Annotated in this window: 18 protein-coding genes; 11 read left to right on the top strand and 7 right to left on the bottom strand. The window is 58.9% G+C overall.

Translation table 11 applies throughout. The annotated features are described in order from the left end of the window. Positions 1-65 precede the first annotated feature (65 nt). Positions 66-506: a universal stress protein gene (locus GHO42_RS02670; protein ID WP_016780044.1), complete on the bottom strand. Its 441-nt coding sequence runs from the start codon at positions 504-506 to the stop codon at positions 66-68. Between the two features lie 103 nt (positions 507-609). Here GHO42_RS02670 and GHO42_RS02665 point away from each other — a divergent pair, with 103 nt between their 5' ends. The 7 genes from GHO42_RS02665 (at position 610) to GHO42_RS02635 (ending at position 9,023) form a co-directional block, all read left to right on the top strand. After that, a complete protein-coding gene (locus GHO42_RS02665) occupies positions 610-1,047 on the top strand; it encodes a hypothetical protein (protein ID WP_088379313.1) in 438 nt (145 codons plus the stop codon). Positions 1,048-1,453: 406 nt separating this feature from the next. Then, positions 1,454-3,601 (top strand): fatty acid oxidation complex subunit alpha FadB, encoded by a 2,148-nt coding sequence (fadB, locus tag GHO42_RS02660; protein ID WP_095002215.1) that lies wholly within the window; start codon positions 1,454-1,456, stop codon positions 3,599-3,601. A 27-nt stretch (positions 3,602-3,628) separates the two neighbouring features. Next, entirely contained in the window at positions 3,629-4,804 is a 1,176-nt protein-coding gene (fadA, locus tag GHO42_RS02655; protein ID WP_095002214.1) for an acetyl-CoA C-acyltransferase FadA, read from the top strand. Positions 4,805-4,891: 87 nt separating this feature from the next. Further along, a complete protein-coding gene (locus GHO42_RS02650) occupies positions 4,892-5,128 on the top strand; it encodes a DUF1653 domain-containing protein (protein ID WP_095002213.1) in 237 nt (78 codons plus the stop codon). Between the two features lie 114 nt (positions 5,129-5,242). Next, entirely contained in the window at positions 5,243-7,870 is a 2,628-nt protein-coding gene (gene topA, locus GHO42_RS02645) for a type I DNA topoisomerase (protein WP_153327210.1), read from the top strand. A 279-nt stretch (positions 7,871-8,149) separates the two neighbouring features. Beyond that, positions 8,150-8,671 carry a DUF6586 family protein gene (locus tag GHO42_RS02640; protein WP_095020292.1) on the top strand — a complete coding sequence of 174 codons (522 nt, stop codon included), beginning with the start codon at positions 8,150-8,152 and terminating at the stop codon, positions 8,669-8,671. Positions 8,672-8,789: 118 nt separating this feature from the next. Beyond that, complete coding sequence (locus tag GHO42_RS02635; protein WP_003446620.1) at positions 8,790-9,023, top strand: hypothetical protein; 234 nt, start codon at positions 8,790-8,792, stop codon at positions 9,021-9,023. A gap of 69 nt (positions 9,024-9,092) precedes the next feature. Here the strand turns inward: GHO42_RS02635 and sulA are convergent, their stop codons facing one another. Beyond that, entirely contained in the window at positions 9,093-9,566 is a 474-nt protein-coding gene (gene sulA, locus GHO42_RS02630) for an SOS-induced cell division inhibitor SulA (RefSeq protein WP_095002210.1), read from the bottom strand. Positions 9,567-9,577: 11 nt separating this feature from the next. Next, positions 9,578-10,186 carry a transcriptional repressor LexA gene (lexA, locus tag GHO42_RS02625; protein ID WP_029611310.1) on the bottom strand — a complete coding sequence of 203 codons (609 nt, stop codon included), beginning with the start codon at positions 10,184-10,186 and terminating at the stop codon, positions 9,578-9,580. 260 nt (positions 10,187-10,446) lie between these two features. Between lexA and GHO42_RS02615 the strand changes: the two genes are divergently transcribed. The 3 genes from GHO42_RS02615 to GHO42_RS02605 all read left to right on the top strand — a co-directional run bounded on the left by GHO42_RS02615 (position 10,447) and on the right by GHO42_RS02605 (position 13,087). Next, complete coding sequence (locus GHO42_RS02615) at positions 10,447-11,154, top strand: TetR/AcrR family transcriptional regulator (RefSeq protein ID WP_095002208.1); 708 nt, start codon at positions 10,447-10,449, stop codon at positions 11,152-11,154. A gap of 183 nt (positions 11,155-11,337) precedes the next feature. Continuing rightward, complete coding sequence (gene nagZ / locus GHO42_RS02610; protein WP_178114885.1) at positions 11,338-12,336, top strand: beta-N-acetylhexosaminidase; 999 nt, start codon at positions 11,338-11,340, stop codon at positions 12,334-12,336. 13 nt (positions 12,337-12,349) lie between these two features. Further along, positions 12,350-13,087 (top strand): S-methyl-5'-thioinosine phosphorylase, encoded by a 738-nt coding sequence (locus tag GHO42_RS02605; protein WP_095002206.1) that lies wholly within the window; start codon positions 12,350-12,352, stop codon positions 13,085-13,087. Between the two features lie 81 nt (positions 13,088-13,168). On the opposite strand, the gene GHO42_RS02600 is transcribed toward GHO42_RS02605, so the two are convergent. Next, entirely contained in the window at positions 13,169-15,871 is a 2,703-nt protein-coding gene (locus GHO42_RS02600) for a DEAD/DEAH box helicase (RefSeq protein WP_153327214.1), read from the bottom strand. Between the two features lie 11 nt (positions 15,872-15,882). Continuing rightward, complete coding sequence (gene mfd, locus GHO42_RS02595) at positions 15,883-19,332, bottom strand: transcription-repair coupling factor (RefSeq protein WP_178126956.1); 3,450 nt, start codon at positions 19,330-19,332, stop codon at positions 15,883-15,885. 285 nt (positions 19,333-19,617) lie between these two features. Between mfd and GHO42_RS02590 the strand changes: the two genes are divergently transcribed. After that, positions 19,618-21,081, top strand: a complete 1,464-nt coding sequence (locus GHO42_RS02590; RefSeq protein ID WP_083369829.1) for a glyceraldehyde-3-phosphate dehydrogenase — start codon at positions 19,618-19,620, stop codon at positions 21,079-21,081. 152 nt (positions 21,082-21,233) lie between these two features. Here GHO42_RS02590 and GHO42_RS02585 read toward each other — a convergent pair whose 3' ends face one another. Both GHO42_RS02585 and GHO42_RS02580 read right to left on the bottom strand, forming a co-directional pair. After that, positions 21,234-22,532 carry an MFS transporter gene (locus GHO42_RS02585; RefSeq protein WP_095002202.1) on the bottom strand — a complete coding sequence of 433 codons (1,299 nt, stop codon included), beginning with the start codon at positions 22,530-22,532 and terminating at the stop codon, positions 21,234-21,236. A gap of 155 nt (positions 22,533-22,687) precedes the next feature. Continuing rightward, entirely contained in the window at positions 22,688-23,251 is a 564-nt protein-coding gene (locus GHO42_RS02580) for a chalcone isomerase family protein (protein WP_095020289.1), read from the bottom strand. Between the last annotated feature and the right edge of the window lie 142 nt (positions 23,252-23,393).

Here is a 23,393-nt window from a genome sequence, read left to right as displayed (position 1 = left end):
CTGAACTGAAAAAGCCCGGCCCTTTTATAAGGGGCCGGGCTTTTTTGTGGTTGCTGCAGATAAACTCAGTCAGGTTTTTTCAGGCTGACCGCCAGCACGTCGCACGGTGCACCATGCAGTACGTCGTTGGCGGTCGAGCCCAGCAGCAGGGCGAGGCCGTGGCGGCCGTGGCTGCCAACCACGATCAGGTCGCAGTTTTGCGCTTTGGCCAGGGCATGGATTTCCTGGCGCGGCTGGCCGTAGTTCAGGTGGCAGTAGTCCTTGTGCAGCTGCGGGTATTTGGCGATCAGGCGTTCAAGGCGTTCCTTGGCCTGGTCGAACTGTTGCTGCTGCAATTGCGAGAGATCCATTGGCACATCGCCGCCGAACGCCATCGCCATCGGTTCGACGATATGGATCAGTGACAATTTGGCGCCGTTGGCCTTGGCGCTTTCACTGGCGCGGTTGATCACGGGGTCACATTCGTCGGTCAGGTCGACGGCGACCAGGATATGTTCGTAGGGCATGTGGGGTGCTCCTGTAGATGGCGATTAATTATGAGTATGGCCCTTTTCCAGAGCCTTGGTTCAAGTCTGGGTCATGCGTTTATCAAGCAGTGAGAGTACAGATATGACGGTATGGATAGTGGTGTCAATCCTGGCACTGGTTCTGAGTCCCCTGGCGTGGTTGCGCCCGTCCCGGGGGCAGAGTGGTCGGATGGACCTGCGCATGGAGGCGCGGCGCATGGGGTTGTCCATGCAGCTGGCGCCTCAGGAGTGGCCGCACTGGCTTGAGCCGCAACCGCCCGGTTCCTGCGCGCAGTACCACCGTCCGCGCCGCAGTACTAAACCTGATGTTTGGTGCTATTGGCAATCGGCACCGGGAAAATGGCTCAATCGCTGGCAGGAAGAATGCGAGGACGAGCGCCTGCTGGCGCAGTTTCGCAAGCTGCCAGCCAATGTCTACAAGGTTGAGGCCGATAAACAAATGATTGTGCTGGTCTGGGGCGAGAAGGGCGAGGCCCAGGTGCTCAAGGCCATTGACGAGGTGCTCAAGGCGCTGGCATGACCCTTGTGGGGGCGGGCTTGCCCGCGATGGAATCGGCGGGGTGTGGCAGGCAAACCGCGGCGTCTGAATCCCGAGCAAGCCCGCTCCCACACTTTTCACCTGCAAGGCGCCTTAATGGTTTCGGGCGCTCATAGCGCAGGTGTCTAAACTGACTGCCGGGTCGTTTTGTCATCATTGTTTTGGACAATTGACAATCGATCGCTTTTCCGTGAAGGTGTCGACACCCAAATCAAACGGGCGTATGAATTGAGTGTTTGTCGTGTCGGACGATGCTTGTTCAATCCCGATTATCGCGTTGGCGGGTGTGCCTGGCGGATTGGCAACAGCATTGACGCAAAGGTCAGTGACAGCCAGACGCTAGCTTCTGACGTGTACTGTTCAGCTTCCATATCCTGGAGATCAGTTGATGATTTACGAAGGTAAAGCCATCACGGTTACGGCTCTTGAAAGTGGCATCGTCGAACTCAAGTTCGACCTCAAGGGTGAGTCCGTCAACAAGTTCAACCGTCTAACCCTGAACGAATTGCGTCAGGCAGTAGATGCGATCAAGGCAGATGCTTCGGTCAAGGGTGTCATCGTTTCCAGCGGTAAAGACGTGTTTATCGTCGGCGCCGACATCACCGAATTCGTTGAAAACTTCAAATTGCCGGATGCCGAGCTGATTGCCGGCAACCTGGAAGCCAACAGAATCTTCAGCGATTTTGAAGACCTCAACGTACCGACCGTCGCTGCCATCAATGGCATCGCGTTGGGCGGCGGTCTGGAAATGTGCCTGGCAGCCGACTTCCGGGTCATGGCTGACAGCGCCAAGATCGGCCTGCCGGAAGTCAAGCTGGGTATCTATCCGGGCTTTGGCGGCACCGTGCGTCTGCCACGCCTGATCGGCGTTGATAACGCGGTTGAATGGATTGCCTCCGGCAAGGAAAACCGCGCAGAAGACGCTCTGAAAGTAGGTGCCGTTGATGCTGTGGTCACCGCTGACAAGCTGGGCGCAGCTGCCCTGGACCTGATCAAGCGCGCCATCAGTGGTGAGCTGGACTACAAGGCCAAGCGTCAGCCGAAGCTGGAAAAGCTCAAGCTCAACGCAATCGAACAAATGATGGCGTTCGAAACCGCCAAAGGTTTCGTGGCTGGCCAGGCCGGCCCGAACTACCCGGCCCCGGTTGAAGCGATCAAGACCATCCAGAAAGCCGCGAACTTCGGTCGTGACAAGGCGCTGGAAGTGGAAGCTGCAGGTTTTGCCAAACTGGCCAAGACCTCCGCTTCAAACTGTCTGATCGGCCTGTTCCTGAACGATCAGGAACTGAAGAAAAAAGCCAAGATCTACGACAAAATCGCCAAAGACGTGAAGCAGGCCGCCGTTCTGGGTGCAGGCATCATGGGTGGCGGTATTGCCTATCAGTCGGCCTCCAAAGGCACGCCGATCCTGATGAAGGACATCAACGAACACGGCATCGAGCAAGGGCTGGCTGAAGCCGCCAAGTTGCTGGTGGGTCGCGTTGATAAAGGTCGCATGACTCCGGCGAAAATGGCCGAAGTACTGAACGGTATTCGTCCTACTCTGTCCTACGGCGATTTCGGCAACGTCGACCTGGTGGTCGAAGCGGTAGTCGAGAACCCGAAGGTCAAGCAAGCGGTACTGGCGGAAGTGGAAAACCACGTTCGCGAAGACGCCATCCTGGCTTCCAACACTTCGACCATTTCCATCAGCCTGCTGGCCAAGGCCCTCAAGCGTCCGGAAAATTTCGTCGGCATGCACTTCTTCAACCCGGTGCACATGATGCCGCTGGTTGAAGTGATTCGTGGCGAGAAGTCCAGCGACCTGGCTGTTGCCACCACCGTTGCCTACGCCAAGAAAATGGGCAAGAACCCGATCGTGGTCAACGACTGCCCGGGCTTTTTGGTCAACCGCGTATTGTTCCCGTACTTCGGCGGTTTTGCCCGTCTGGTCAGTGCCGGTGTCGACTTTGTGCGCATCGACAAAGTAATGGAAAAATTCGGCTGGCCAATGGGCCCGGCGTACCTGATGGACGTGGTCGGCATCGACACCGGCCACCACGGTCGCGACGTGATGGCTGAAGGCTTCCCGGACCGCATGAAAGACGACCGCCGCTCGGCGATCGACGCCCTGTACGAGGCCAAGCGCCTGGGTCAGAAAAACGGCAAGGGCTTCTATGCCTACGAGGCTGACAAAAAGGGCAAGCAGAAGAAAGTCGTTGATTCCAGCGTACTTGAAGTGCTCAAGCCAATTGTTTACGAGCAGCGCGACGTGACCGACGAGGACATCATCAACTGGATGATGATTCCGTTGTGTCTGGAAACCGTACGCTGCCTGGAAGACGGCATCGTTGAAACCGCAGCCGAGGCCGATATGGGTCTGGTCTACGGTATTGGCTTCCCGCTGTTCCGTGGCGGCGCACTGCGCTACATCGACTCGATCGGTGTTGCAGAGTTCGTGGCCCTGGCCGATCAGTACGCTGAACTGGGCGCGCTGTACCACCCGACTGCGAAGCTGCGTGAGATGGCCAAGAACGGCCAGAGCTTCTTCGGTTAAGCGCCCCATTAGAGTGAGAGTGAAATTATGAGCTTGAATCCTAGAGACGTGGTGATTGTAGACTTCGGTCGCACCCCGATGGGCCGCTCCAAGGGTGGCATGCACCGCAACACCCGTGCTGAAGACATGTCTGCGCACCTGATCAGCAAAGTGCTGGAGCGCAACAACAAGGTTGACCCGAGCGAAGTGGAAGACGTGATCTGGGGCTGTGTGAACCAGACCCTGGAGCAGGGCTGGAACATCGCGCGCATGGCGTCGCTGATGACCCAGATCCCGCACACCAGCGCTGCACAGACCGTAAGCCGCCTGTGCGGCTCGTCCATGAGCGCTCTGCACACGGCTGCGCAAGCGATCATGACCGGCAACGGTGACGTTTTCGTGGTTGGCGGCGTCGAGCATATGGGCCACGTGAGCATGATGCACGGCGTTGACCCTAACCCGCACATGTCGCTGTACGCAGCGAAAGCCTCGGGCATGATGGGTTTGACCGCTGAAATGCTGGGCAAGATGCACGGCATCACCCGCGAACAGCAGGACGCATTTGCAGTGCGCTCGCACCAGTTGGCGCACAAGGCGACGATTGAAGGCAAGTTCAAAGACGAAATCATCCCGATGCAGGGATATGACGAAAACGGCTTCCTGAAGATTTTCGACTACGATGAAACTATTCGTCCAGATACCACCCTGGAAAGCCTGGCGGCGTTGAAACCTGCTTTCAACCCTAAAGGCGGTACAGTGACTGCGGGCACGTCGTCGCAGATCACCGATGGTGCTTCGTGCATGATCGTGATGTCGGCTCAGCGTGCAAAAGACCTGGGCCTGGAGCCTTTGGCCGTTATCCGCTCCATGGCCGTTGCCGGTGTGGATCCTGCGATCATGGGCTATGGTCCAGTACCGGCTACGCAAAAAGCGTTGAAGCGTGCGGGCTTGAATATGGCTGATATCGACTTCATCGAGCTTAACGAAGCTTTCGCTGCACAGGCCCTGCCAGTGCTGAAAGATTTGAAAGTGCTCGACAAGATGAATGAGAAGGTTAACCTGCACGGCGGTGCCATCGCTCTGGGTCACCCGTTTGGATGTTCGGGCGCTCGTATCTCTGGCACTTTGCTCAATGTAATGAAGCAAAATGGCGGCACCTTCGGGTTGTCCACCATGTGCATTGGTCTTGGCCAGGGCATTTCCACCGTCTTCGAACGCGTCTAAGCGTTGCGATGATGGAAGCCGGGGCCTTGTGCCCCGGTTTTTGTTTTTAAGCGTTTTTATTTTTTTATTTTGCAGAGGGGCCGCAACATGCCGCTACAACCCGGGCTCTATCAACATTACAAAGGCCCTCAATATCGGGTATTCAGTGTGGCTCGCCACTCCGAAACCGAAGAGGATGTAGTGTTCTACCAAGCCCTGTATGGCGATTACGGCTTTTGGGTGCGCCCGCTGAGCATGTTCCTGGAGTCAGTCATTGTCGAGGGCGAACAGGTCCCGCGCTTTGCCCTGATTCAGGCCGAACCCAGCGTTTTTTCCCGGCCATAAGGCATGGTCGCGCAGAACCCTGTGCTTGACCTCACCTTGTAGCCACTATATATAGCGGTGCCGCGTCAGGCGCGAACCGCCTTTCACTTCTAGAATTCAGGAATTTTCTGATCCATGGGCAAATCGCTGGTCATTGTGGAATCCCCGGCTAAGGCCAAGACCATCAACAAGTACTTGGGTAACGAGTACGTGGTGAAGTCGAGTATCGGCCATATCCGAGACCTGCCCACCAGCGGTTCGGCTAGCGCCAGCAAAGAACCTGCTGCCAAGCGTGGTAAGGCTGCGGCCGGCGAGGCGCCGGCCCTGTCGCCAAAAGAGAAAGCTCAAAAGCAGCTGATCTCGCGCATGGGCGTCGATCCGGAACATGGCTGGAAAGCCAAGTACGAGATCCTCCCGGGCAAGGAAAAGGTCATCGAAGAGCTGCGCCGGCTCGCCAAGGATGCTGACACCATCTATCTCGCAACCGACTTGGATCGCGAGGGGGAAGCCATTGCCTGGCACCTGCGCGAAGCCATCGGGGGTGATGACAGCCGCTACAAGCGCGTGGTGTTCAACGAAATCACCAAAAAGGCGATTCAGGAAGCTTTTTCCAAGCCGGGTGAACTGGATATCAACCGGGTCAACGCCCAGCAGGCACGCCGTTTTCTCGACCGTGTAGTGGGTTACATGGTTTCGCCGCTGCTGTGGGCCAAGGTTGCCCGTGGCCTGTCGGCAGGCCGTGTGCAATCGGTGGCGGTGAAGCTGGTGGTGGAGCGTGAGCGCGAAATTCGTGCGTTCAACCCCGAAGAATACTGGGAAATTCACGCTGACCTTGGCACCGCCAAGGGTGCCAAGGTGCGCTTCGACGTTGCCCGCGAAAAAGGCGAGGCATTCAAGCCGCTGAACGAAACCCAGGCCATGGCTGCCCTGGAGAAGCTCAAGGCTTCCAGCTACAGCATCGTCAAGCGTGAAGACAAACCGACCAGCAGCAAGCCGTCGGCGCCGTTTATCACGTCCACCCTGCAGCAGGCAGCGAGCAATCGCCTGGGCTACGGGGTGAAGAAAACCATGATGATGGCGCAGCGCTTGTATGAAGCGGGCTACATCACGTACATGCGTACCGACTCCACCAACCTGTCGGCCGATGCGGTCGAAATGGCACGTGCCTACATTGAAGGCGAGTTCGGCGCGGACTACCTGCCGCCGGCAGCCAACGTGTACAGCAGCAAGGAAGGCGCACAGGAGGCTCACGAAGCGATTCGTCCTTCCGACGTCAACATGCACCCGAGCAAGCTGACGGGCATGGAGCGCGACGCTGAGCGCCTTTACGAGCTGATCTGGCGCCAATTCGTGGCATGCCAGATGCTGCCGGCCAAATACCTGTCGACCACCGTCACTGTGGCGGCCGGTGATTTTGAGCTGCGTGCCAAAGGTCGCATCCTCAAATTCGACGGTTACACCCGTGTGATGCCGCAAATTGCCAAGCCGGGCGACGACGATGTGCTGCCGGACATGGCCCAGGGCGATAAGCTCAAGTTGATCGAGCTCGATCCGAGCCAGCACTTCACCAAGCCACCTGCGCGTTACTCCGAGGCCAGCCTGGTAAAAGAGATGGAAAAGCGTGGCATCGGTCGTCCTTCGACCTATGCAGCGATCATCTCGACCATTCAGGATCGGGGGTACGTGGCGTTGCACAACCGCCGTTTCTACTCCGAAAAAATGGGCGATATCGTTACCGAGCGCCTGTCTGAAAGCTTCTCCGACCTGATGGACTACGGTTTTACCGCCGGCATGGAAGAGAACCTCGATGACGTTGCGCAAGGTGAGCGCGACTGGAAAAACGTCCTGGACGAGTTCTACGGCGACTTCAAGAAGAAGCTTGAAGTTGCTGCTGCGCCGGAAGGTGGCATGCGCGCCAACCAGCCAGTCATGACAGATATTCCGTGCAAGGAATGTGGTCGTCCGATGCAGATTCGTACGGCATCGACCGGCGTATTCCTGGGTTGCTCGGGCTACAGCCTGCCGCCGAAAGAACGCTGCAAGGCCACGGTCAACCTGGTGCCGGGCGACGAAATTGCCGCCGACGACGAAGGTGAATCCGAGTCGCTGGTACTGCTGGGCAAGCACCGTTGCCCGATTTGCAGCACGGCCATGGACGCTTACCTGCTGGACGAGAAGCACAAACTGCATATCTGCGGTAACAACCCGGATTGCGTTGGCTACGAGATCGAGGAAGGCAACTACCGGATCAAGGGCTACGAAGGGCCGAGCCTTGAGTGCGACAAGTGCGGCAGCGAGATGCAGCTCAAAACCGGTCGTTTCGGCAAGTTCTTCGGCTGTACCAATGCCGAATGCAAAAACACCCGCAAACTGCTGAAAAGCGGTGAAGCGGCGCCGCCGAAAATGGATCCGGTGAAGATGCCGGAGCTCAAGTGCGAGAAGGTCAACGACACGTATATCCTGCGTGACGGCGCTTCGGGGTTGTTCCTGGCGGCCAGCCAGTTCCCCAAGAACCGCGAGACCCGAGCGCCGCTGGTGATTGAAATCATTCCACACAAGGACGAGATCGATCCCAAGTACCATTTCCTGTGTGAAGCACCGAAGAAAGACCCGGATGGTCGCCCGGCGGTGATTCGCTACAGTCGCAAAACCAAAGAGCAGTACGTACAGACCGAAGTGGATGGCAAGCCGACTGGCTGGCGTGCGTTCTACGATGGCAAGAGCTGGAAGGTTGAAGACAAGCGTAAAGACAAAGACGCCTGATCCGAGCTGATAGCTGAATAAAAAACCGCGCAAGGGCTGCATGCCTTGCGCGGTTTTTTTTGCCGGTTCCGGGCGTGTTTGTCGCCGCTGGAGCACTTTTTGTGGGAGCGGGCTTGCTCGCGATGGCATCGACACGGTATGACTGGAACACCTCAGCGCCTGCATCGCGAGCAAGCCCGCTCCCACACGTGACGTTAGGGAGCGTGGGCCTTGCGCCAGCACGCCCTGATCCCTGAGACTGCACGACCTGCCTTTACCCATCCGCTGTGGAGCGCCCGCATGGCTCACGAACTCTATACCCGCACCAATCAGAAGATCTATTTCGCCGGTCTGGCCCTGGAGGCCATGAACAAGGCGAGCGAAGGTCGGGCCATGAATGCCCAGGCGCTGGTTCAGGCCGAGCGCGAGGCGGCGGTATTCCATTTATATGGTGCCTTGCTAGGCCTGTGTCATGAAATTGCAGGCTTTTATCGCCTGTCACAAGCCAGCGCACCACGGGTTGAGTTGTTGCTCACCCGGCAGGTGCTGGACGAGAAAGCCATCCCTGAACTGGCAGAGCTGGTCGAGCTGGCTTGCGCGCCGCAAACCTGGCTGGCGCAGTTGGTGGCCACCCATGCGGCGCTGTATCAGCCGCTGCAGGCGCCGAAAAAGGTCAAGGCAGATGTATTCCAGCCTTTGATCGATACGGTCAGCCTGGAGGACGAGGCGCCACATGAGCTAAGCCGCGAAACCATGGAAGAGTGGCGCCAGAATCTCAAGGCGCTGGCCATTCGGTTCCGTGATGGACTCAATGAGTGCTGAGGGTCATAAGCGAAACGGTACAGTCATTCATCAGTCTGTAGTACAAAGCGCACAGATCCTGGGAATTTCCCATAGGATGGCTGATATACTCCCACGCTTTCGTGGAGAACAAATTTATATGCCAACGTCCTTTCTAGAAATTGTCGAGTTGCCAGACGGCCGCATCGAGTTGCGCCGTGCTGAGGACGAAGGGTCTTTGGTCACGCTGAATTTTTCTGAAGATGCCAAGGCTTTTCTTCAGGGTCAGCACGTAGAGGTGGCCAAGGCCATGCTCAGCGTCGGAGTGCAAATGGCGGGTCGGCTGGCAGAAGGCGAGCTGGAAAAAGACGACGGGCCGCGCATTCTTCATTAATCGCCCCGCAACCCTGTGCCGCAGCCAGGCAAGTGCATTCTGCACTGGCCCTGTGGCAGCGTTGCTTGTTTAGCCCAGGCGAATATTCAGGCTTTGCCCGTGACCGGTGCGGGCTGCGCTGATCAACTGTTGGCGTGCAGCGCTGTTCAGCGGGTTGATCCAGCTGACAACGGTGTGGCTGCGGCCCAGGCGTAGCGCTTCGCAGGTGAGCTGCAACGCGCTTTTATTGCCGTTGGGCTGCAGCAGCAAAATTCGCTCGCGGTTCAGCCCTGCATCGCGCAGCCAGCTTTGGGTCAGGCTGGCCGGTGGTGCGATAAGGGTCAACCAGCGGGCGTTTTGCTGCTCGCTCAGTTCGCGCAGCATGGGGGCAAGCAGGTTCAGGCAGTTTCCGGCAGCACCGCGTAGCGACAGCTCACTGAAGACTTCAGGTTCGGCGCTCCAGGGTGATTCGAGCACGTCCTTGATCGCAGGGGCCATGGGCTGTGCCATGAACGCCTCGAACAGGGTCAGTTGTGCGGGCAGCGGTGTGTGGGGGAACTGCATGACGCCTCCTATTAGCGGCGAATAACGCCGACGCTCAGGCCTTCAATAACCAGTTCCTGCTCCTTGAGATTGACTTCAATAGGGGCAAAATCCGGATTTTCAGCGATAAGCCAGACTTTGCTGCCTTCACGCTTGAAGCGTTTTACGGTCACTTCGTCGTCGATGCGGGCTACCACGATCTGGCCGTTGCGCGCTTCGCGGCAGGTATGCACAGCCAGCAGGTCGCCATCGAAGATGCCGACGTCCTTCATGCTCATGCCCTGTACGCGCAGCAAGTAATCAGCTCGCGGATGGAAGAAGGTCGGGTTGATGTTGCAGGACTCTTCAACGTGTTCCTGCGCCAGGATCGGCGCACCGGCAGCAACCCGGCCGATAATGGGCAGGGTGGATTCGTCAGCCTTGGCTTCGAAGCCGGGAATGCGAATGCCTCGTGAAGCCCCGGGGGTCATCTCGATGGCACCCTTGCGGGCCAGGGCCTTGAGGTGCTCTTCGGCAGCGTTGGGTGACTTGAAGCCCAGTTCCTGTGCGATCTCGGCACGGGTGGGCGGGTATCCGTTGTCATCCAGGCATCGCTTGATGAAAGCCAGGATCTCAGCTTGGCGTGGCGTCAGTTTTAACATGATGATCGCTCTGTCTTTTTATACAGTGACTGGGATTATATACAGTGAAGGCGTATTGGCAATCATCCATTTCCGGCAGTCCGCTGGACGGTCGTCGATAAGCGCTGTGGTCCGTACCTTATCAGTTGGGGCCGGGCTGGCCGAGGCTGTGGTTAAATGCGAAACCGACCGGTCGCAAAACGAATAGGTCATCTTGACTTTTGACTGGCTGAAACGTATGTTTCAAACAAGTGTTTAAATGTTTGTCAGGCGGAGTAGTCATGGCCCAGTCGGAAACCGTTGAACGTATCCTTGATGCTGCCGAGCAGCTGTTCGCGGAAAAAGGGTTTGCTGAAACTTCATTGCGGCTGATTACCAGCAAGGCCGGGGTCAATCTGGCAGCGGTCAATTACCATTTTGGTTCAAAGAAAGCGCTGATCCAGGCGGTGTTCTCACGCTTCCTTGGGCCTTTCTGTGCCAACCTGGACCGTGAGCTGGAGCGCCGTCAGGGCAAGCCGGAGAATCGCCCGACTCTTGAGGAGTTGCTGGAGATGCTGGTCGAGCAGGCGCTGGTGATTCAGCCACGCAGTGGCAACGACCTGTCGATCTTCATGCGTTTGCTGGGTCTGGCCTTCAGCCAGAGCCAGGGCCACTTGCGCCGCTATCTTGAAGACATGTACGGCAAGGTGTTCCGCCGCTATATGCTGCTGGTCAATGAAGCGGCTCCGCAGATCCCGCCCATCGAGCTGTTCTGGCGCGTGCATTTCATGCTCGGCGCGGCGGCCTTCAGCATGTCGGGGATCAAGGCGCTGCGTGCCATTGCCGAGACCGATTTTGGCGTTAACACCTCGATCGAGCAGGTGATGCGCCTGATGGTGCCGTTTCTCGCCGCCGGCATGCGTGCCCAGAGCGGCGTCAGCGATCCGGCCATGGCCAGTGCGCAGATGCGTCCTCGCAGTAAAACTGCACCGGTCAGCGTCAAGGTTTGACCCGCTGCGGGTGGGCGCGGCAGCTTTGATCCGCTAAGCTAGCTGTCATGCCCAGCCCTGTCTTGTTCCCGTCTGCCAATTCGCCGCCGCCTCTCTGGAGTGCGGTGCGCAGGCCCGTGCCTGCGTATCCGGACCGGTTAACAAGCGCTCTCTCTTTCTAAAGGATTTCCCATGAGTTCTGCCTTGCAAGGCTCCTTGATGGTGGACGTCGCCGGTACCTGGCTGACGGCTGAAGACCGGCAATTGCTGCGCCAGCCTGAAGTGGGCGGATTGATCATATTTGCACGCAATATCGAGCACCCGCGCCAGGTGCGTGGGTTGAGTGCTTCTATTCGGGCCATACGACCGGACCTGCTGCTGGCGGTCGATCAGGAAGGCGGCCGCGTGCAGCGCCTGCGTCAGGGCTTTGTGCGCCTGCCAGCCATGCGCGCCATTGCCGACAACCCCAATGCCGAATACCTGGCCGAGCAATGTGGCTGGATCATGGCCACTGAAGTGCTGGCGGTGGGGCTGGACTTGAGCTTTGCCCCGGTTCTGGACCTGGACTATCAGCGCAGTGCTGTGGTCGGCAGCCGCTCGTTCGAGGGTGACCCCGAGCGCGCCGCTGTATTGGCCGGGGCATTCATTCGCGGGATGAACGACGCGGGCATGGCTGCCACCGGCAAGCACTTTCCGGGGCACGGGTGGGCTGAAGCTGACTCTCATGTAGCCATCCCTACGGATGAGCGCAGCCTGGAGCAGATCCGTGCCCATGACCTGGTGCCGTTTGCCCGTTTGAGCAAGCAACTGGCGGCGGTCATGCCGGCCCATGTGATCTATCCGCAAGTCGACAGCCAACCCGCAGGTTTTTCCCGGCGCTGGCTGCAGGACATCCTGCGCGGTGAACTGCAATTTGATGGTGTTATTTTCAGTGACGACCTGTCGATGGCTGGTGCTCATGTGGTGGGTGATGCCGCCAGTCGTATCGAGGCCGCCTTGTCGGCCGGTTGCGACATGGGCCTGGTGTGCAACGACCGCGCCGCGGCAGAGCTGGCACTCAGTGCTGCGCAGCGCTTGAAAGTTACGCCATCGCCACGGATTGCGCGCATGCGTGGCCAGGCCTGGGCCAGTACCGATTATCGCCAGAGCCCGCGCTGGCTGGTGGCGATGGGCGCACTCAAAGATGCTCAATTAATTGATTAAGGGATCTGCCTCAATGACGGTTTACGCAATTATCGGCGGTACGGGCCTTACCCAGCTGGAAGGGTTGACCATCAGCCGCGCGCTGGCGCTGGACACGCCCTACGGGCCGACCTCGGCAGATATCCAGATCGGTGAGTTTGGCGGCCGCGAAGTGTTGTTCCTGGCCCGTCACGGCCATCCGCACCGGGTGCCTCCGCATCAGGTCAACTACCGCGCCAACCTGTGGGCGCTGAAGCAGGCCGGGGCCGAAGCGATTCTTGCGGTAAATGCCGTGGGCGGGATTCATATGGCGATGGGCACCGGGCATTTTTGTGTGCCTCATCAGTTGATCGACTACACCAGTGGCCGCGAGCATACTTTTTTTGCCGGTGATCTGGAGCAGGTGACCCATATCGACTTCAGCTATCCCTACACCGAATCGTTGCGCGAGCAATTGATTGGCGCATTGGCGGCCGAGGGCTGCTCCTACAGCAGTCATGGTGTTTATGCCGCTACTCAGGGCCCGCGTCTTGAGACCGTGGCAGAAATCGCCCGTCTTGAACGTGACGGTTGCGACATCGTGGGCATGACCGGCATGCCGGAAGCGGCACTGGCCCGCGAGCTGGAACTGGATTACGCGTGCCTGGCGCTGGTGGTTAACCCGGCAGCGGGCAAGTCGACAGCGATTATCACCATGGCTGAAATCGAGCAGGCGCTGCATGAGGGTATGGGCAAGGTAAAAGCGACGTTGGCGCGGGTGCTGGCGGGCTAATCAAGTCCGTAGCAGCCGCCGAACGCAGCCTCGCGGAGCTCGGCAGCTGCTACAGAATCAAGCCGCAAGTTGCGTCAATTTTCAGCGCTTTTCAGTTTTAGGCGGCAACGGCGCAAACAATGCGTCGATGTCGTCATCCTGCAGTTTCCAGTCCCCTGCGACGCGTCCGTCCAGTACGCCTGCCGCCAAATCTGACTTTTCCTGCTGCAAATGCTGGATTTTTTCTTCCACAGTGCCGCGGGCAATCATTTTGTACACAAACACCGGTTTTTCCTGGCCTATACGATAGGCGCGGTCAGTGGCCTGGTTTTCTGCCGCCGGGTTCCACCAAGGGTCGTAGTGAATCACCGTGTCTGCCTCGGTAAGGTTCAGGCCTACACCACCCGCCTTGAGGCTAATCAGAAAAATCTGCAGCTTGCCGCTCTGGAAGTCCTTGACCGGTGTACGTCGGTCCCGGGTTTGCCCGGTGAGGATGGCGTAGGGCACCTTGCGCTTTTTCAGCTCGGCCTCGATCAGCCCCAGCATCGAAGTGAACTGCGAAAACAGCAGGATGCGTCGGCCTTCGGCAAACAGCTCTTCGAGCATCAGCATCAGGCTGTCGAGCTTGCCCGAGGTGCTGCCTTTTTTCGGCGGGGTGTCGCTGACCAAGCGCAGGTCGCAACATACCTGGCGCAGTTTGAGCAGCGCTTCGAGGATAATTATCTGGCTGCGTCCCACGCCCTTGCGGGTGATTTCGTCGCGGACTTTTTTGTCCATCGCCATGCGCATGGTTTCGTACACGTCGCGCTGGGCTTCGTTGAGGTCCACCCAGTGGATGATTTCGGTCTTGGGCGGCAGTTCGGTAGCGACCTGCTCCTTGGTGCGGCGCAGCAGAAACGGTTTGATTCGCGCATTGAGATGCTGCAGACGCTCGTTGCTGCCCTGGCGTTCAATGGGCACCCGGTAGTCGCGATTGAAAGTCTTGACGTCGCCCAGCCAGCCGGGCAGCAGGAAGTGGAACAGTGACCACAGCTCACCCAGGTGGTTCTCCAGCGGGGTACCACTCAGGCACAGGCGCTGGCGGGCAACCAGCTCGCAGGCGGCCTGGGTGGCCTTGCTGCCGGGGTTCTTGATGTACTGTGCTTCGTCCAGCACCAGCAGGTGCAGCGGCAGTTTTGCCAGATGCTCGATGTCCTTGGGCAGCAAGGCGTAGGTGGTCAGGATCACGTCGTAGTCGTTGAGGTGCGCGAAATATTTTTTGCGCGTGGCACCATACAGCGCCAGTACCTTGAGCTGCGGCGTAAAGTGCGCCGCTTCGTCGAGCCAGTTGGGGATCAGGCTGGTGGGCATCACAATCATGGCTGGGCGATCAAGGCGGCCGGCATTTTTTTCGCACAAGATATGCGCCAGGGTCTGCAGGGTTTTGCCCAGGCCCATGTCATCGGCCAGCACGCCGCCCACTTCCAGCTGACGCAATGACTGCATCCAGCTCAGGCCTTCGAGCTGATAGGGGCGCAGGTTGGCATTGAGCCCTTCGGGGGCTTCGACGCTGAAGTTCTTGATATCTCGCAGGCGCTGGGCGAAGCCGCGAATCTGCTCGCCACCTTCCCAGCGCAGGGGGAGTGCATCCAGGGCGTTGAGCCGCGGTGCGTCAGCACTTTTGATCCGCAGAGAAGTGGCGTCCGGCTCGCCCAGATAAAACTCGTCCAGAGTGGCCAGTACCGGTTTCAGCCGCCCGTACGGCAGCGCAACCTGCAGCGGACCATGGCCGCTGGCAGGGTTGGCCGGAATATTCACCAGGATCAGTTCGTCGTCCCTGCGCCGGGCGAGTTTTTCCGGGTTGAGGATGTCGCTGTGGGAGCGCATCAGGTTGAGCAGTATCGGCAGCAGGCTCAGGTGCTGGCCGTTGACGATAATCCCCAGCTCCAGGTCAAACCAGTCGCGCTCCGGGGCTTCGTCGACAGTGGCATACCAGTCTTCTACCGGGGTCAGGTCAAAGCCGAAACCTTCATCGATCTGCAACTCCCAGCCCTTTTCGGCCAGGCCTTGCAACTGGTTGAGGGTGAAATTCAGCCAGGCACTGTCATTGACCAGCTCAAACAGCTCGCCGGCGCTTTCCGGTAGTGCCTTGCTCTGGCGCGTGGCAATTTTAAAGCCCAGGCTGCGCAGTTGCTCGCGGTAAAGGTTTTCGACCTCGGGCTTGCGCTTGATGCGCAGGGTTTGCTGTTCCTGGCGCAGCAGGATGTCAGCGTTTTTTTGCCCGCTCACGTACTGGTCCAGGTAGTTGAACGACAGGGCGGCGCGGTGCTGGATATAGCGCTGCATTTTGCCGTTGCGCGGCTCGAAAGCGCTGAATTCGGCACTGGCCAGCCACAGTCGCGGTACTGGCTGGACGTCCTCGACCAGCTGTTCTGGCAGATTGTTGGGGCGACGTGAGTCGAGTACGGCCTGGAGTTTTTCCAGAAGCTCGGCATCCTGAGCAGCGGCGGGGTAGTTCAAGGTTTCTTCAATCTTCAGTAAGACGGCTGCGGTGTGCTTGCAATTAACCCGCACCGGGCAGGTACAGTGGGCGCTGACCAGCAGCAAGGTGCTTTTGGCCGACTCGCGCAACTGAATGGTCTGTCGGTAGATGTTTTCGCCAGAGCCCTGACAGCTGGCAGTAATCAGCTTGTCGCCGATCTGGGCGATCCTGACCCGATTTTCCTTGGCGTAGCGGCGGCCACGCTCAAGGCTTTGTTCCTTGAAGCGACTGACCCAGCTTGGTGCCAGCGGCTGGGTCAGTCGGTCGGTGGGGTTCAGGGGCATGGGTTTTTCATTCAGGAAGACTTCGGCGTCAGGCGCTCGAACAGCGCTTCAATGGTATTGAAGCGTTCTTCCGGGCGCTCCATGGGTACCATGAATTTGAACAGGGTCGCGCCTTCGAATTTGTAGCGGTTGGGTTGGCCCTGGATCAATTTGATCAGCACCATCGGGTCAACCGGGGTGTCGGCGGCAAACTCGATGCGCCCGCCCTGCGGGCCGGCGTCGACTTTTTTGATGCCTAGTTGCTCGGCCTGCAATTTGAGCAGGGTGATGCGTACCAGGTTCTTGGTCGGCTCGGGGAGCAGGCCGAAGCGGTCGATCATCTCGACCTGCAAGTCCTTGAGGCCCTCTTCATCGGTTGCCGAGGCAATACGTTTGTAGAGGATCAGTCGCGCATGCACATCCGGCAGATACGACTCGGGAATCAGCGCAGGTACCCGCAGGTTGATTTCCGGGCCGCCACCCAGCGGCTGGTCGAGGTTGGGTTGCTCGCCCTTGCGGATCGACTTGACCGCGCGTTCGAGCATTTCCATGTACAGGGTAAAACCAACCGCCTGAATCTGGCCGCTTTGACCGTCCCCCAGTAACTCGCCCGCGCCACGGATTTCAAGGTCGTTGGTGGCCAGGACAAAGCCGGCACCCAGGTCCTGGGTGTTGGCGATGGCTTCCAGGCGTTTTTGCGCGTCCCCGGTAATCTGCTGGCGCGGTGGCGTCAGCAGGTAGGCATAGGCCTGGTGGTGACTGCGTCCGACGCGTCCGCGCAACTGGTGCAACTGTGCCAGGCCGAACTTGTCGGCGCGCTCGATGATGATGGTGTTGGCGCTCGGCACGTCGATCCCGGTCTCGATGATGGTCGAGGCGATCAGGACGTTGAAGCGCTTGTGATAGAAGTCACTCATCACCTGTTCGAGTTCGCGTTCGCGCATTTGCCCGTGGCCGATGCCGATCCGTGCTTCAGGCACCAGCTCGGCTAGTTCGGCCGCACATTTCTCGATGGTTTTAACGTCGTTGTGCAGGTAGTAGACCTGCCCGCCGCGCAGCAACTCACGCAGCAACGCCTCTTTGACGGTGCTTTTGTTCTGTTCCATGACGAAGGTGCGCACCGACAGCCGGCGCGCCGGTGGCGTGGCGATGATCGACAGGTCGCGCATGCCTGACACGGCCATGTTCAGCGTACGCGGGATCGGCGTGGCGGTGAGGGTCAGGATGTCGACTTCACTGCGCAAGGCCTTGAGCTGTTCTTTCTGGCGCACGCCGAAGCGGTGTTCTTCATCGATGATCACCAGGCCCAGGTTTTTGATTTTGACATCGTCCTGCAGCAGCTTGTGGGTGCCGATGACGATATCGATCTTGCCTTCGGCCAGGTCGGCGACTGCCTGGTTGATCTCTTTGGCCGACTTGAAGCGGCTCATCACCTCGACCGTTACCGGCCAGTCGGCAAAACGGTCGCGGAAGCTGTTGTAGTGCTGCTGGGCGAGCAGGGTGGTGGGTACCAAAATGGCCACCTGACGGCCGCCATGCACAGCAATAAAGGCCGCGCGCATGGCCACTTCGGTCTTGCCGAAGCCCACGTCGCCACACACCAGACGATCCATGGGCTTGGGCGACAGCATGTCGGCGCGTACGGCTTCGATGGTGGTTTGCTGGTCCGGGGTTTCTTCAAACGGGAAGCCGGCACTGAACGTTGCGTAATCCGCTTTCGGATCGGCAAATGCATAACCTTCGCGGGCTGCACGACGAGCGTAGATGTCGAGCAGCTCGGCAGCCACGTCACGCACTTGTTCGGCGGCCTTGCGCTTGGCCTTTTGCCAGGTTTCCGAGCCCAGGCGGTGCAGCGGCGCCAGTTCATCATCGCTGCCGGTATAGCGGGCGATCAGGTGCAGGTTGGCCACCGGCACATAGAGCTTGGCGCCTTCGGCGTATTCCAGGGTCAGGAACTCGGCCACCTGATTGTCGACTTCAAGTGTGGCCAGGCCCTGATAGCGACCTACGCCGTGGTCGATATGCACAACGGGTGCGCCTTCGCGCAACTCGGTGAGGTTCTTGATCACCGCATCGTTGTTGGCATCGGCGCGTTTTTCCCGGCGCCGGCGCTGCATCACGCGCTGGCCGAACAACGGGCTTTCGGCGATCAGCGCCAGCGCTGGATCCTCCAGCAGCAGGCCTTCATCCAGCGGGGCGATAGTAATCGCCAGGCGGTGCTTGCTGGCGACGAAATCCGGCCAGCTGTCGACTGTTTTGGGGCGCAGCTTCAAGCGTTCCAGCAGTTCGAGCAGCACTTCGCGGCGCCCGGCCGATTCGGCGGTAAACAGCACGCGGCCATCAAACTGCTCAAGGAAACCGGACAAAGCCGCCAATGGCTGGTTGGCCTTGGCTTCGATGGCCAGGTTGGGCAGCGGTTGCGCCGGGAAGCGTTCGCGGCTGCTGCCGGTGTCCACGTCATCCTGGCTGGCGACCACCCGCGGCCAGCTTTTGAGGCGGGCGAAGCAGTCTTCAACCGGCAGGAACAGCTCGGCAGGCGGTAACAGTGGTCGCGACGGATCGATACGGCGCTCTTCGTAGCGGTTGCGTACGTCAGACCAGAAATTCTCGGCGGCCTGCTCGATGCCTGGCAGCGAGAACACTTGCGTGTCAGCCGGCAAATAGTCGAACAGGGTCGAGGTTTCATCGAAAAACAGCGGCAGGTAGTACTCGATACCCGCAGGGGTGATGCCGCTGCTCAAGTCCTGAAAGATCGGGCAGCGACGGAAGTCGACATCAAAACGCTCGCGAAAGCGCGCCTTGAACCGGGTCACCGCGTCTTTTTGCAGCGGGAACTCACGTGCCGGCAGCAGGCGCACCGATTCAACCTTGTCGATCGAGCGCTGGGTCTCGGGGTCGAAGGTGCGCAGGGTCTCGATTTCGTCGTCGAACAGGTCGATCCGGTAAGGCAGTTTGCTGCCCATCGGGAACAGGTCGATCAACGCGCCGCGCACGGCGAACTCGCCATGCTCATACACCGTATCGACGCAGCGATAGCCACTGGCCTCAAGCCGGGTACGCATTTGCTCCACATCCAGCTTCTGGCCGATGTCCAGCACCAGGCTGCTGCCGAGCAGGAACTTGGTCGGGGCCAGGCGATGTAGGGCGGTGGTCACCGGCACTACCAAAACACCATGACTCAGTTCCGGCAGCCGGTACAGGCTGGCGATACGCTGGGAGATGATGTCCTGGTGCGGCGAGAACAGATCGTAAGGCAGGGTTTCCCAGTCGGGAAAATGCAGCACCGGCAAGTCGGGGGCAAAGAATCTCAGTTCCTGCTCAAGACGCTCGGCGCTTTGGCTGTCAGCGGTCAGGAGCAGGGTGAAGCGCCTGGCGGCGCTGGCAGCCTCGGCAATCGCGAGGCTCAGGGCGGCACCGGGCAGATTGCTCCAGTGCTGTTTACCTGCCGTGGCAGGGAGTTTCGGTAGACGCAGGACGGGCACGGAAGGTTGAGCTCCAAGCGTTGCGACAAAGTTGGCGATTGTAACGGGCCAAGGGGCTGGCTGTCAGTTGCAGCCTTTAACAGCGGCGCAAATCAGCGCATAACACTGACATGGGGGTGCCAAAGGGGCTGTGCAAGGGCAGCAGACTGATGAAATGGCAGTTGTTATAAAATTTTTCGCCTATATTTGTTGATGCTTAATCGTTTCAGTAACGGCGTATGACAGGCGTGCATTGCCCCTGCATGGGCGCAGCGGCATAATGTAGCCCCTTTTTTCAGCCCCTACATGTGGAAGGTTCCCGTGACTCAGAAGCCCGACCAGTGTCTTGGTGAATGGATCGACCGTGAAGCACTCGCAGAAGCGATGATTCCGCTTATCGGTCAGCTTTACCGCAATAACAATGTGGTTAGCTCGATCTATGGCCGCAGCCTGATCAACCGTTCAGTCATTGCGATTCTCAAGGCTCACCGCTTTGCTCGCCATCGTCAGTCCGATGATATCGAATTGTCCGTGCACGAAACTTTCCCGTTGCTCAAGGCAATGAGCGAGCTCAAGCTCGGCGCTGCTTCGGTAGACCTGGGCAAGCTGGCCGTGAAGTTCAAGGCCGAAGGCAATGGCCGCACGGCTGAGCAGTTTGTGCGCGAAGAACTGGCCGATGTTGTGGGTCAGCAAAACGCTTCTGCACGTAAAGGTACTGACGTTGTGCTGTACGGCTTCGGTCGTATCGGCCGTCTGCTGGCGCGCATCCTGATTGAAAAAACCGGTGGTGGCGACGGTCTGCGTCTGCGTGCCATCGTTGTGCGCAAAGGCGCCGACAACGATCTGGTCAAGCGTGCCAGCCTGCTGCGTCGTGACTCGGTGCATGGCCCGTTCGATGGCACCATCGTGGTCGATGAAGCCAACAACACCATCACCGCCAACGGCAACCTGATTCAGGTTATCTACGCGAAAAACCCTACCGAAGTGGACTACACCCAGTACGGTATCCAGAACGCCCTGCTGGTGGACAACACCGGTGTATGGCGTGATGCCGATGGCCTGGGCCAGCACTTGCAGTGCCCTGGTATCGATCGCGTGGTCCTGACCGCTCCGGGCAAGGGCAAGCTGAAGAACATCGTTCACGGCATCAACCACGGCGAAATCACCGCAGACGACAAGATCGTTTCGGCGGCATCCTGCACCACCAACGCCATCGTGCCGGTGCTCAAGGCTGTCAACGACAAGTTCGGCATCGTCAATGGTCACGTTGAAACGGTTCACTCGTACACCAACGACCAGAACCTGATCGATAACTTCCACAAGGGCGACCGCCGTGGTCGTAGCGCCGCGCTGAACATGGTTATCACCGAGACCGGTGCTGCTACCGCTGCTGCCAAGGCATTGCCTGAGCTGGCCGGCAAGCTGACCGGTAACGCGATCCGTGTGCCGACGCCGAACGTGTCGATGGCCATCCTCAACCTGAACCTTGAGAAGCCGGCTACCCGTGAAGAAATGAACGAGTACCTGCGTCACATGGCGCTGCACTCCGATCTGCACAAGCAAATCGACTTCGTCAGCTCCCAGGAAGTGGTGTCCACTGACTTCGTGGGTTCGCGTCACGCCGGTGTGGTGGATGCTGAAGCGACCATCTGCAATGACAACCGCGTTGTGCTGTACGTGTGGTACGACAACGAATTCGGTTACAGCTGCCAGGTAGTACGCGTGATGGAAGACATGGCTGGGGTCAACCCGCCAGCGTTCCCGCGCTAAGCAACCGCCGCAACTGAAAACGCCCCGACTTGTCGGGGCGTTTTTGTTTGTGCGGGAAACCTGTGGGAGCGGGCTTGCTCGCGATGGGATCAGCGCGGTTGTTCAGTCAGACCGCGTTGCTGGCATCGCGGGCAAGCCCGCTCCCACAGGGGTCAGGCATTACCCGCCACCGCCGATTGCGCCGTACGCAACTGATGCTGATTGCCACGGAACAACACCACGGTCGCAATCAGGCCCAGTATCGCCGCCCCGGTCAGCCACAGACCGGGGGCGGCCTTGTTGTCCAGGGCATGAATCAGGTAAGTGCAAGCCGCCGGAGTAAAGCCACCGAAAGTGGCGGTCGCCAGGCTGTAGGCCAGGGAGAAACCGGTGGTGCGCACTTCAACTGGCATGATTTCGGTCAGGGCAACCACCATCGCGCCGTTGTACGAGCCATACAGGAACGACAGCCACAGTTCGACAATCAGCAGATGACTGAAGCTCGGGTTGGCCACCAGCCAGGACAACGCCGGGTATGCGGTCAGGATCGCCAGGATGGTCGCACCCAGCAGCAGCGGTTTACGCCCGATCTTGTCCGACAGCGAGCCCATGACCGGCAGCCAGAAAAAGTTCGACAGGCCAATGCACACTGTGACCAGCAAGGCATCGAAGTCCGACAGATGCAATTCAGCCTTGCCGAAGGTCGGGGTATAGGCAGTGATCAGATAGAACGACACGGTGGTCATCACCACCAGGGCCATGCCACCCAGCACCAAGCCAAAGTTCTGACCGACTGAGCGAAGGATTTCACGCAGGGTAGGGTGATGTTTGCGGGCTTCGAACTCAGGAGTTTCTTCCATCGAGCGGCGGATCACAAAGATCACCGGCACGATCATGCAACCCAGCAGAAACGGAATCCGCCAGCCCCATTCACCCATTTCTTCAGGGCTTAGCCAATGGTTGAGACCAACCCCCAGCAAGCCTGCGAACACCACGGCAGCCTGCTGGCTAGCCGACTGCCAGCTGACGAAGAAACCCTTGCGGCCCGGTGTGGCGATTTCTGCCAGGTACACCGACACCCCGCCCAGTTCCACGCCTGCCGAAAAACCTTGCAGCAAGCGCCCGAGCAACACCAGCAGGGGTGCGGCAACACCCAGGGTGGCGTAGCCCGGCACGCAGGCGATGAGTACGGTACCCATGGCCATCAGAGCCAGGGTAATGATCAGGCCCTTGCGACGGCCGTGGCGGTCAATATAGGCACCGAGAAAAATCGCACCCAGCGGGCGCGCGAGAAAACCGGCACCGAAGGTGGCCAGGGCGAGCATCAGTGAGGCAAAAGCGCTATCGGTTGGGAAGAAGGTTTTGGCAATGGCCGTGGCGTAAAAGCCAAAGACCATAAAGTCGAACATCTCTAGGAAGTTACCGCTGACAACGCGAAAAATCGCCTTGCCTTTGCCCGTACTGGAGGCCATCAGAAATCACCCGCTCTTATCTGTTTTTATGCGTTATCCGTGTTTTTACTCGTCCACACTGCCAGGCAATGACCTGCGCCATTGCGCAAAACAGTTTTGTAACCATATGTGTAACAAAGTGTGTAGGCAACATTTGTTGGCGCTACACGGCCGGGCTAGGGCCTTTGCGCAAGCAGGCTCAGGCGCAGTGGGTCGGGCAGACCTTCGGGTGCGAGCCAGATGCCCAGGTAGATTTTGGCCAGTTGATGATTCTGGCTGGTGAAAATGACCTGACCATTGCGCTCCAGCTTCAGCCCGCGTTGCGGGTTGTAGTCCAGGGCGTAGCGATCGCCGCGTTTGATATCGCCAAAACTGGTCTGAAGTTGTTTTAGCGGGGCGTCGAGGCGAGCCAGGGTGGCTGCCGGTTGCTGGCGCTTGAGGATGGTGGCCGAGGCCCGGGTGATATCGCTGTGCTCCAGATCGCGCAGATAGAACAGCTCAAGGCGCAGCTCGCGCTGTTCGTCAAAGGCCTGTTGCGGTTGGATGCCTGGCTGGGTGAAAAGGGCTGCGGCATAGATATCGGCCCAGAGGTAGGTCAGCACGATCTGGCCTTTTCGTTCCATGAGTTGCGTGCCATCGCGCCATTGGGCGGGAAAGTTGGCTTCTTTTAGCCGAGCTGACTCATCGGCCAGGCTGGTGGTGGAGTAAAGCAGCAACAATACGATCAACAACTGGCGCATGGTGGATGGCTCTGATCGATGGGTTGTTAGAGGTTATGCCAGTTTTGCTAAGTGTGCGGCAGCTGCTAGGCAGGCTCTCGCGCGCGATGAGATGTAGTGAACACAAAAATAGCCAACGACCAGACCAAGGGTTAATGTTCGC

Source organism: Pseudomonas sp. FSL R10-0056 (assembly GCF_009600105.1).
GTDB classification, from domain to species: domain Bacteria; phylum Pseudomonadota; class Gammaproteobacteria; order Pseudomonadales; family Pseudomonadaceae; genus Aquipseudomonas; species Aquipseudomonas bubulae.
Note: the sequence above shows the minus strand (reverse complement) of the source record. Positions and strands in the feature narration are given on the sequence as shown.